Source organism: Streptomyces sp. NPDC050619 (genome assembly GCF_040654815.1).
In the GTDB taxonomy this organism is placed as follows: domain Bacteria; phylum Actinomycetota; class Actinomycetes; order Streptomycetales; family Streptomycetaceae; genus Streptomyces.
This window is the reverse complement of record NZ_JBFAIR010000017.1, coordinates 219,715-229,840: the sequence shown is the minus strand read 5'-3', so window position 1 is coordinate 229,840 and position 10,126 is coordinate 219,715. Positions and strand designations below refer to the sequence as shown.

7 protein-coding genes are annotated in these 10,126 nt (G+C 70.5%); 6 read left to right on the top strand and 1 reads right to left on the bottom strand.

Features of this window, described 5'->3' with window-relative positions; all coding sequences use genetic code 11:
• Nucleotides 1–368: 368 nt before the first annotated feature.
• The 6 genes from AB0I77_RS27565 (at nt 369) to AB0I77_RS27540 (ending at nt 9,209) form a co-directional block, all read left to right on the top strand.
• Entirely contained in the window at nt 369–719 is a 351-nt protein-coding gene (locus AB0I77_RS27565; RefSeq protein WP_363285375.1) for a DoxX family protein, read from the top strand.
• Nucleotides 720–924: 205 nt separating this feature from the next.
• On the top strand, nt 925–2,376 hold the full coding sequence (locus tag AB0I77_RS27560; protein ID WP_363285374.1) for a polyprenyl synthetase family protein: 1,452 nt from the start codon (nt 925–927) through the stop codon (nt 2,374–2,376).
• Nucleotides 2,377–2,573: 197 nt separating this feature from the next.
• Entirely contained in the window at nt 2,574–2,996 is a 423-nt protein-coding gene (locus tag AB0I77_RS27555) for a hypothetical protein (RefSeq protein WP_363285373.1), read from the top strand.
• Nucleotides 2,986–3,642, top strand: a complete 657-nt coding sequence (locus AB0I77_RS27550; protein WP_363285372.1) for a hypothetical protein — start codon at nt 2,986–2,988, stop codon at nt 3,640–3,642. Before AB0I77_RS27555 ends, AB0I77_RS27550 begins: the two co-directional genes overlap by 11 nt.
• A 2-nt stretch (nt 3,643–3,644) precedes the next feature.
• Complete coding sequence (locus AB0I77_RS27545; RefSeq protein WP_363285371.1) at nt 3,645–8,411, top strand: putative T7SS-secreted protein; 4,767 nt, start codon at nt 3,645–3,647, stop codon at nt 8,409–8,411.
• Nucleotides 8,412–8,432: 21 nt separating this feature from the next.
• Nucleotides 8,433–9,209, top strand: coding sequence for a hypothetical protein (locus AB0I77_RS27540; RefSeq protein ID WP_363285370.1), 777 nt, complete (start codon nt 8,433–8,435; stop codon nt 9,207–9,209).
• A 41-nt stretch (nt 9,210–9,250) separates the two neighbouring features.
• On the opposite strand, the gene AB0I77_RS27535 is transcribed toward AB0I77_RS27540, so the two are convergent.
• Nucleotides 9,251–10,021 carry a hypothetical protein gene (locus AB0I77_RS27535; RefSeq protein WP_363285369.1) on the bottom strand — a complete coding sequence of 257 codons (771 nt, stop codon included), beginning with the start codon at nt 10,019–10,021 and terminating at the stop codon, nt 9,251–9,253.
• Nucleotides 10,022–10,126: the final 105 nt, after the last annotated feature.

Sequence of the window (10,126 nt, the reverse complement as noted above, 5' to 3'; positions counted from 1 at the left end):
CCGGCATCAGCGTGTTCCACCGCGTCCTCCCGGCCCGGATCTTCGACCGCATCGTCCGCAAGTTCAACCGGATGCCGAACTGACGCCCACCCGCAGGTAGGCGAAGGAACACAAACAGGAAACACGGCAGCGGATCATCACGACGGCCGCCGCCCGCTCAAGCAGGACGGCATCGACGGCTCCGGCGTCTCGACCCTCATGAAGGACGCCGCCCTCCTCGACGAGATCGCATGCTCCACAGACCCCACGACCGGCAACTCGCCGACCAACTCCTCGAACAGGGCATCCGCAACGCCCTGCCACAGATGGATGCCGACCAGCACAACTGATCGCTTCAACCGGCCGTACCACCCACTCCGGAGTTCTCCGTGTTCATCGCCTATGTCGTCCTCGCTGCCGTGCTGTCCCTGGTACTGGTCTTCTCCGCCGTTCCCGACATCACCCGCGACCCGAAGATCACAGAGGGGCTCAAGGCGCTCGGGGTCCCCGACAACTGGTTCCTGCCCCTCGGCCTGGTCAAGATCGCGGGCGCTCTGGGGCTGCTCGTCGGCATCGCCTACCGGCCGTTGGGCATCGCGGCGGCGATCGGTGTCGTCCTGTACTTCCTGGGCGCCGTGATCACGCACGTCCGTGGAGGCGACCAGAAGGGAGTCGGCATCCCGGCCGCCATCATGATCCTTGCCGTGGCGCCGCTGGTGCTGGGGTTCGCGACGGTCTGATCGTGCTTCGTGATCGCGATCAGATCCGCTCACGATCACACGGCAGGGCATCGGCTTCTCCTCCACCACCCCAACCTGATCGTTTCTGCGGTGAAGTCGCTCCGCCTCCTGGGTGAGTGGGAGCGGACTGACGGCGCGTCGGGGCGGTCTTGCCGCTATCTCACTCGGGAGCGGGCGGAAAGCCCGGACAAGCCAAGGAGTGACGATGTCGACCATCACCGACCGGTCCGTGTCCCGACAGGGCCTGCGCACGCTGTTCGGTCTCGACGGGACTCGGTTCGCGGAGAGTTACGACCCGGACAACCGCCGGACGGACGCCTTCGCGGACGCGTTCCTGCTGCTGCCGGACGGTTCGGACGTCCGTCGGACGGCGCTGCCGGTGGAGAACGCGCGGGCGGAGCGCTTCCGTCTGTACGGCGAGATGGACCTGGCGGCGCTGCGGCGGGAGGTGGACGGGCCGTACCGCGAGGTGTGCGACGAACTGGCCGCGATTCCCCTGTTCGGCTACGACGACTCCGACCTGGCCCTCAGGCACAACCAGGCGTGGGCCGAACATCTGGGGCGTGAGGTGTGGTCGTCGTCGTGGCAGCATCACTACGCGGCGGCGCTGCTGATCCACGTCTACCGGCGGATCACGCCGCCGGAGTACCAGACGCCGGCTCACATGCGGCTGGTCTACGCGGTGGCGACGGCGGTGGACTGGCTGACCACGCTCACGATCCTCTCGGACGACTGGATGGACGGAGCACTCGTGCGCAACGGGGGCCCGGCCTGGCACGTCGGCCATCCTCGCTCGTTCGCCAACGACACCCTCATCCTGGCGGCCCAGGCACTGAACGTGCTCTCGTCGGCGGTGCCGGAGCATCACCCCTTCAAACAGGAGCTGCACGACCGCGCGGTGCGACAGCTCAAACACTGCGCGCACTACTTCGCGTACCACGCGGAACAGGATCTGAGGCGTACGCGGGTTCCGGCCGACGGAGCCGCCCCCTCCCGCGTGCCGGTGGACCACATCACGCTGGACTCCTACCGCGGCATCGTGTTCAGCCGCGGGACGGACTGGATCCACTTCATCGTCGACATGAGCCGCATGCTGGCCTGCTACGGGGCTGAAGTCACCGACGGGGAAGCTCTCATGGACTACCTCGCGGGTGCGACCACCGCGGCCTGTGTGATCGACGACGTCCTCGACGACTCCACAGGTGAGGACATCCGCAACGGTGAGCCGACGATTCAGCTCTGCCTTGCCGTGCACAAGGCGAAGGGGCTGCTGGGGCCGTTGGCCGACGAGGACGCGGCCGACATGCTGCTCACGCTCAGGAACCGCGTCGGGGTGGACACCGATGCGGACGCCGGCGCGGTGCGGGACATGTACGCGCGGCACGGGATCGATGAACTGGCTCTGGACTACCTGGAGGCGGTTCTGGACCGTCTTTTGCAGGTGCGGCGGGCGGCGCTGGAAGAGTGCGGCGCCCCGGGGGACATTCCGGCGTTCATGCTCCAGTGGCTGGCCATCGACCGGGACGGCGTCACGGAACGTGCGGAGGAGAGCGTCGACCTCCTGAGCCAGGAACGCTTCCGGGATCTCGTCGCCCGCCTGGCCCGCGCCGACGAGGACCGGGCCGACGCCGTGCGCCGCAGCGCGACTTCGACGTGATCATTGCCGGTGCGGGCCGACTGGCGCGATGCTGATCCCCGCCCTTGAGCCATTCGCCAGTGGGTTCCCCCACGGATGCCTCCCCGGTAGCACCTCACCTACCAGTCGGCCCCGAGCAGACCTTCACGAGAACCGACCCTGTCATGCCGCGCGTCTTGATCTACGGTGCCATCAGTCGCCTGCGCCGGGGAGGGCCCGTGGAGCGGACAAGTACAGCGCTCGCCGAGCGAATTGCCGAGCGGAGAAAGGGAGTCGGGGACCCTCGGGCGCTGGTCGGTGAGATGCGGCGCTCGGTCCTTCTGGTCCCGACGGCCGACGGAGGCCTCTGGTCGGCGCGGTCGGGCGGGGTCCGGTGGATCTGCGGGTTCACCGACGAGGCCGCACTGGCCCGGTTCGCCCTGCTTCACGGATCCGGTGATCAGCCCATGGACTACGCGGCGCTGCTGGGCGCGCGCATCGTCGACGAGGTCGTGCCGTCCCTGGACGAGCCCGCCGGCCTCGCCGTCGACATCGCCACCGAGGACGGGTCGATGTTCTTCCCGCCGGTCGTCGGCGTCGTTCCGGACGGCGTCGCCGTCGACTCCGGCGAGGCGGAAGAGGAGCGCGGCCATGGGCGGTGACGGGGCTGACCTGCAATTCGACAAGGCGTCTGTCGCGAAGTTCACGCAGGGCGTGGGCGCGACCATCGACGAGCTCGGTGATCTCGGCGGCGCCACCGGTTCGGTGTTGGGCAAGGGCTTCTCGGAGCTGTCGATGACCGGGATGGAGGCCGGGCACCACGGCCTCTCAGTCGACTTCGAGGACTTCTGCGAGCGCTGGGAGTGGGGTGTGCGAGCCCTGGTGAGCGACGCCGGCGCGCTCGCGAACCGCCTCGGCCTGGCGGCGGGCACCCAGTGGGAGCACGACCAGTACGTCGAGGGCACGCTGAAGGTGGGCGTCAACTCCGTGCTGGGCGGCAACCCGCACGCCACCGAGGAAGAGATCACCCAGCAGGACTGGGGCGACGTGTTCACGCCGGACGCCCTGAACCCGGACTGGAGTGCCGAGTCGTGGGAGCAGGCCGGTCAGGAGATGGAGCAGACGTGGAAGGACACCGGCCGCACCGTCCTCACCGAGGGCCAGGGCGGCCAGCGGTCCGAGATGCTGGGCGACGCGCTCGGCATCTCCGACGACCAGTGGAACCAGGCGCTGGACGACACCTTCGGCCCGTCGCCGCAGGAGCGCGCCCAGCAGGCGCAGCAGCAGGGTGAGTCCGGGGGGAACTGACTGTGGGTATCGGCGACTTCGTCAGTGACATCACGCCCGACTCGGTCGAGAACGCGGTCGAGGACGGCGTCGAGTGGGCCGGCAACCGGGTCGAGGACGCGGGCAACTGGACCGCCGACCGGCTGGACGACGTCGGCTGGGAGTCCGGTGCGGACTGGGTGCGCGAGCAGTCCCGTTCGGTCGCCAACCGGATGGGCGCCGAGGTCGACGAGATGGACCTCGGGCAGACCGAGGACAAGACCAAGCTGATCTACGGCAGCGCGGGCAAGCTCGACGCCACCGCCAGGAAACTCCGGGCCTTCCAGACGGCCTTCGACACCACCGGCGACGGTCTCAGGGGCCTCGACTCCTCCCGGCTCAAGGGCGAGGCGGCCGACGCGCTGCGCACCGCGGTGAGCACCCAGCCGCCCAAGTGGTACGCCGCCGCCGACGCCTGCGCCAAGGCGCTCGGCGCGCTCGACGCCTTCGCCGGCACCGTCACCTGGGCGCAGGGACAGGCGCAGACGGCGATCGACAAGTGGAAGGAGGGTGTCAAGGCGTCCGAGGACGCCGCCGACGCCCACCGCAAGAAGGTCGACGACTACAACAGCGCCGTCGACCGCTACAACGCCCAGCCCGCCGACGAGCGCAACCCGTCCTCGCTCCCGCCCAGGCCCGCGGGGACGTTCGACGACCCCGGCAAGAAGCTGATGCAGGATGCCCAGGACATCCTCGCCGAGGCCCGCAAGCAGCGGAACTCGGCGGCGGAGACCGCGCGCACAGCGGTCCGCGCCGCCCGCGACATGGCCCCTCAGAAGCCGTCGTACGCCGACCAGTTGAGCGACGGGCTCCAGGAACTGCAGATCATGGGCGACCACGTCGGCGGCGGCATCATCAAGGGCACGGCGGGGATCCTCAACTTCGTCCGCAGCGTCAACCCGACGGACCCGTACAACCTGACGCACCCGGCCGAGTACGCCACCTCGCTCAACAGCCTGGCCGCGGGCCTGGTGGTCGCCGCCAACGACCCCGTCGGCACCGGCAAGCAGATGCTCGACACCTTCATGAAGGACCCGGCCGAGGGCATCGGCCGGCTGGTTCCCGACCTCGCGCTGACCCTCGCCACCGGTGGCGGCGGCGCCGCGGTGAAGGGCGTGCGGGTCGCCGAGGAGGCCGCCGACGCCGCCCGGCTGCGCAATCTGGTCGACGACGCACCCGACGGCACCCACAACACCCCGGACGGCGACCGCACCGCCGGCGGCGACCCGGTGGACCTCGCCACGGGCCGGATGTACCTGCCCCAGACCGACGTCGACCTCCCCGGCATCCTGCCGCTGGTCTTCACCCGGCGCACCGAGTCCGGCCTGGCGATCGGCCGCTTCCTGGGGCCTGCCTGGACGTCGACCGTCGACGAGCGTCTGACGGTCGACGCCATCGGGCTCGTACACGCCACCGCCGAGGGCCTCCTGGTCACGTACCCGCACCCGGTCCCCGGCGCGCCCACCACGCCGGACTCGGGCGGGGCCCGCACCCTGCTGGCCCGCGACGCCGACGGCGACTACACGGTCACCGACCCCGACAGCGGCCTCACCCTCCACTTCGCCGCCCCGTCCGGCAGCGAACCGGGGGGCGACGGCGACGCCTGGCTGACCGGCATCACCGACCGCAACGGCCACACCATCACCGTGGACCGCACCGAGAACGGCCTGCCGCTGGCCCTGGTCCACTCGGCGGGCCACCAGGTGAAGCTGTCCGTCGCCGACGGCCTGGTCACCGCCCTGTCCCTGGCCGGCGCGGGCGAGGGCGGTGCGGACCTGCCCCTGATGAACTACGGCTACGAGGAGGGCAACCTCACCGCCGTCACCAAGCCCTCCGGCGCCACCACCACCTTCGTCTACGACGACCGCCGCCGCGTCATCGCCTGGATCGACTCCAACTCAAGCCGCTACGACTACGTCTACGACGACCGCGACCGCGTCGTGGCGGAGGGCGGCGAGGCCGGCCACGTCCAGATCACCCTGGCCTACACCGAACCCGACCCCGAGACGGGCCACCGCACCACCACGCTCACCACCGCCGACGGGCACGCGACCCGCCACCTGTTCGGCCCCGGCTGCCGTCTCCTGGCCGTCACCGACCCGCTCGGCCACACCACCCGGTTCACCTACGACCCGCGCGGCAACCTCCTGACCCGTACCGACCCGCTGGGCCTCACCACCGCCTTCTCCTACGACGAGGACGGCCGGGCCGTCTCCGCCATCCGCCCCGACGGAAGCGAACTGCGTACCGTGCGCGGCCCGTTCGGCCTGCCGGTGGAGGTCGTCGGGCCGGACGGCACCCGCCTGGTCCACGAGTTCGACGAACACGGCAACCGCACCGCGGTCACCGACCAGGCCGGCTCCACCACCCGCTACAGCTACGACCAGGCCGGCCGGCTCACCTCGGTCACCGACGCCCTCGGGGCCACCACCCGCGTGGTGTGCGACGCGGCGGGCCTGACCGTGGCGGTGACCGACCCGGCCGGCGCCGTCACCCGCACCGAGCGGGACGCCCTCGGCAGGCCGGTCCGCGTCATCGATCCGGCCGGCGCCGTCACCCGCTACGAGTGGCACGCCGACGGGCAGCTCGCCCGGCGCACCGGGCCCGACGGCGCCATGGAATCGTGGACGTACGACGGCGAGGGCAATCTGCTCACCCGCACCGACGCCGCCGGTGGCGTCTTCCGCTTCGAGTACACCCACTTCGACCTGCCCCTGGCCCGCACCGGCCCCGACGGCACGCGGGTCGAGTTCGACCACGACGCCGAGCTCCGCCTCACCCGGGTCCGCAACGCGCTGGGTCAGACCTGGACCTACGCGTACGACGCGGCCGGCAACATCGTCTCCGAGACCGACTTCGCGGGCCGCACGCTCAGCTACGAGGTGGACGCCGCGGGCCGGCTCGCCGCCCGTCGCGACGCCCTCGGCGGGACGATCTCCTTCGAGCGCGACCCGCTCGGCCAGGTGATCCGCAAGGACGTCGACGGCCGCGTGACGACCTACGGCCACGACCGGGCCGGACGCCTGCTGGAGGCCGTCGGACCGGACAGCGAGCTGCGCTACCAGTACGACCGTCGCGGCCTCACCAAGACCGAACTGGTCGACGGCCGCCCGATCCTGTACGCCTACGACGTCCTGGGCCGCCGCACCCGCCGCACCACGCCCACCGGCCACGTCACCTCCTACGCCTACGGCGCCGACGGCCTGCCCCAACGCCTGACCAGCGGCGATCACCGGATCGACTTCACCCACGACGCGGCGGGCCGGGAGCTCAGCCGGGTCTTCGGCGACTCGATCACCATGTCGTCCGCCTGGGACGAGGCCGGACGACTGGCCACGCGGCACATCGCCGCCGCGGGGCGCGACATCAACAGCCGCGCCTACTCCTACCGCGCCGACGGTCACCTGACCTCCGTCGCGGACCGGCTGTCGGGCACCCGCACCTTCGACCTCGACCGGGCGGGCCGGGTCACCGCCGTCCACGCCCAGGGCTGGACGGAGCGGTACGCCTACGACGACGCCGGCAACCAGACCTCGGCGTCCTGGCCGTCCGGCCACCCCGGCCACGAGGCCACCGGAGCCCGCACCTACACCGGCACCAGCCTCACCCGCGCCGGAGACGTCCGCTTCGAGTACGACGCCCTCGGCCGGGTCACCCTGCGGCAGAAGACCCGCCTCTCCCGCAAGCCGGACACCTGGCGCTACACGTGGGACACGGAGCACCGCCTCACCTCCGTGACCACCCCCGACGGGACCCGGTGGCGGTACCGCTACGACCCGCTCGGCCGCCGCACCGCGAAACAGCGCCTGTCGGCCGACGGCGAGAGCGTGGTGGAGGAGGTCCGGTTCACCTGGGACGGCCTGACCCTGTGCGAACAGACCAGCCACCGGGCGGACGCCCCGAGCACGGTCGCCCTCACCTGGGACCACCGGTCCGTCGTGCCCCTGGCCCAGACCGAGCGCATCCTCACGGCCGACGACCGCCAGGAGGAGATCGACCGCCGCTTCTTCGCCATCGCCACGGACCTCATCGGCACGCCGACCGAGCTCATCGACGAGAGTGGCGCCATCGCCTGGCGCACCCGGAGCACGCTCTGGGGCACCACGGCCTGGTCCCGCGACAGCAGCGCCTACATCCCCCTCCGCTTCCCCGGGCAGTACTACGACCCCGAGACCGGTCTCCACTACAACTACTTCCGGCACTACGACCCGGAGACCGGCCGCTACACCTCCCCCGACCCCCTCGGCCTCGTTCCCGCGCCGAACCCCGACACCTACGTGGACAACCCGCTCAGCGCGTGCGACCCGCTGGGCCTGATGCCCAAGTACACGAAGGAGGAGCGGGCCCAGAAGCGGATCGACAAGGTCGTGGACGACATCGTCGACAGGGCACAGGACGGCGGGTTCAGGAAGCGCCACGACTACCACGGGGACACCCGGCACGACTTCAGCGACGAACGGGTCGTCGAGATCCTCAAGAACCCGGACGCCGTGTACCACTCGACGGGCACGGCCGGGACGTTCACCTTCCGGCAGGGCGACGACATCGTGGTGATCGACGGCCCCGGCACCACCCAGGGCCAGGCCATCACGGCGTACGGTCCCTCGGGCATCAAGGGCGAGTCCGGGGCCACGGCGCTCGGCGGGAAACCCACGGACCCCGGCGCCCCGGTGACGCACGAGGACATCGTGAACGGCAGGATTCCCGCCAAGGACGGCCGCTTCCAGCCTCCGGCGGTACAGATCAGATGAGGCAGTGATGATGAGGCAGTGATGACGACGAAACTGAAGTTCGACGGCGGCTGGTCCGCGACGGTGACGGACGAGCCGCTCGACCTCGTCCCCCGTCTCCTCGGTACGTTCCTGATCGTCTCCCCCTACGCGGACCGGGTGGAACGGGAGAAGTTCCTCGCGGACACGTTCGGCAGCCAGGACCTGCTGTGGGACCTCCCCGACGTGTTCCGCTTCGCCCCGGACGACCGACGGCTGGTCGGGGCCGAATTCCGGATTCCGGAAGTGTCCGCCTCGGCCGAGGACTCGGCCCGCCTTCCCGTCACGCCCGACGTACGCCCGGGCGGGCTCCGCGCGGACGAGGTCAAGCACTTCCGGCACGAGATGTGCACGGTGCTGTGCCGCGCTCCCGGGGACGCCGTGCTCACCTGTCTGCGCGACCTCGACGTCCTCGACGAGCCGCTGGAGGCCCGCATCGGCATCGCACCCGACGTGGCGCTTCTCGTCCAGCACGGCACCGTCGTCGGGTGGAGCCTCACGGATCCCGCGCGGTACCTGACCACCGCGTTCGCCGCACCCGACCCCGACCCGCCGTCCACCGCCACCCGTCGGCTGCTCACCGAGTGCCTGGACCTGATCACCCAGCCGGGGATCTACGAGGTGGAGGATGGCGAGCCAGCCGCTCTGGCCCGGCTCCGGGCGCTCGACGAGGCCCTGCGCAGCCGGCGCGAGGACCGGCACCGAGCCGACGCCCTGCTTGCGCTCATCAGCAACCTGGTCGAGGACTACGCCGACCGGCCGACCGGGCAGAAGCCGTGAACCACCGGCCTTCCGCTCCCGGTGTCTTCGGACGAGTTGGGTCAGCGGGGTAGGTCGAGAGCGGGGAAAAGGTCGAGGAACGGCTGCGTGGTGACGCCGAGTCCCCGGGTGAAGGGATCGTCGAAGTCCCAGATCAGGAACAGCAGAAAGGCGATCAGCGCGCTGAACGCCCCGGCCAGCAGCAACTCCCGCGCGGACCGGCGGATCTGCAGTGTGAAGATCAGGCCCACGGTGACCACGGCACCCGCGATCAGGCCGAACCACACGAGGCCGGGCATCGTCGGCCCCGTGTTCTGCCCACGGATGTTACGGGCCTTGTCGGCCTCGGCGACAAGATCGACCATGGACTGGTAATTCTGGCTCTCGAGGTCGCTCCGCGGTACGCGGTTCGTCACGTCGCGGCGCACCTTTCCGAGCAGTTCCGCCCCACGCGGGGAAAGGGAGCCATGCTCCCGCATGTGCGGCCACTCGGTGTCGACGACGTAGGTGACATAGGCGTCGATGTCGGTCCGGACCTGGTCACGCACCGCCGCCGGGTAGACCTGCGCACGCGCGCTCACCTCGTGGAGCGTCTGGGCCTCGTTGAACGCGTTGTCCTGCGCGGTGTTCCTGGCCTCCCATACGCCCGAGATGGCGAGGCCGAGGACGATCGCGTAGATCACGCCGATCATCATCGCCATGTACTCGATGACGTCCGGCGTCTCGGACGGGTCGTCGTCTTCTCCGACCCGTCTCTGCCGCAGCACTACAACCGCGATGACCATGACGCACGCAGCCGCCATGGCGATGGCGAGCACCACCCACTCCGACATGCACAACTCCATTGAGGATTTTGATCGACGAGTACAGGGACCCGGCCGGGTCAGGAGCGTTCGGCGCGCCGGGACGAACGTGAACGTGGGCGCAGGGCAACGGCT

What these genes read in the sequence shown, in the direction of transcription:
- AB0I77_RS27540 (WP_363285370.1), top strand. Translation starts at nt 8,433, where the DNA reads ATGACGACGAAACTGAAGTTCGACGGCGGCTGGTCCGCGACGGTGACG.
- AB0I77_RS27535 (WP_363285369.1), bottom strand. Translation starts at nt 10,021, where the DNA reads ATGTCGGAGTGGGTGGTGCTCGCCATCGCCATGGCGGCTGCGTGCGTC.
- AB0I77_RS27550 (WP_363285372.1), top strand. Translation starts at nt 2,986, where the DNA reads ATGGGCGGTGACGGGGCTGACCTGCAATTCGACAAGGCGTCTGTCGCG.
- AB0I77_RS27560 (WP_363285374.1), top strand. Translation starts at nt 925, where the DNA reads ATGTCGACCATCACCGACCGGTCCGTGTCCCGACAGGGCCTGCGCACG.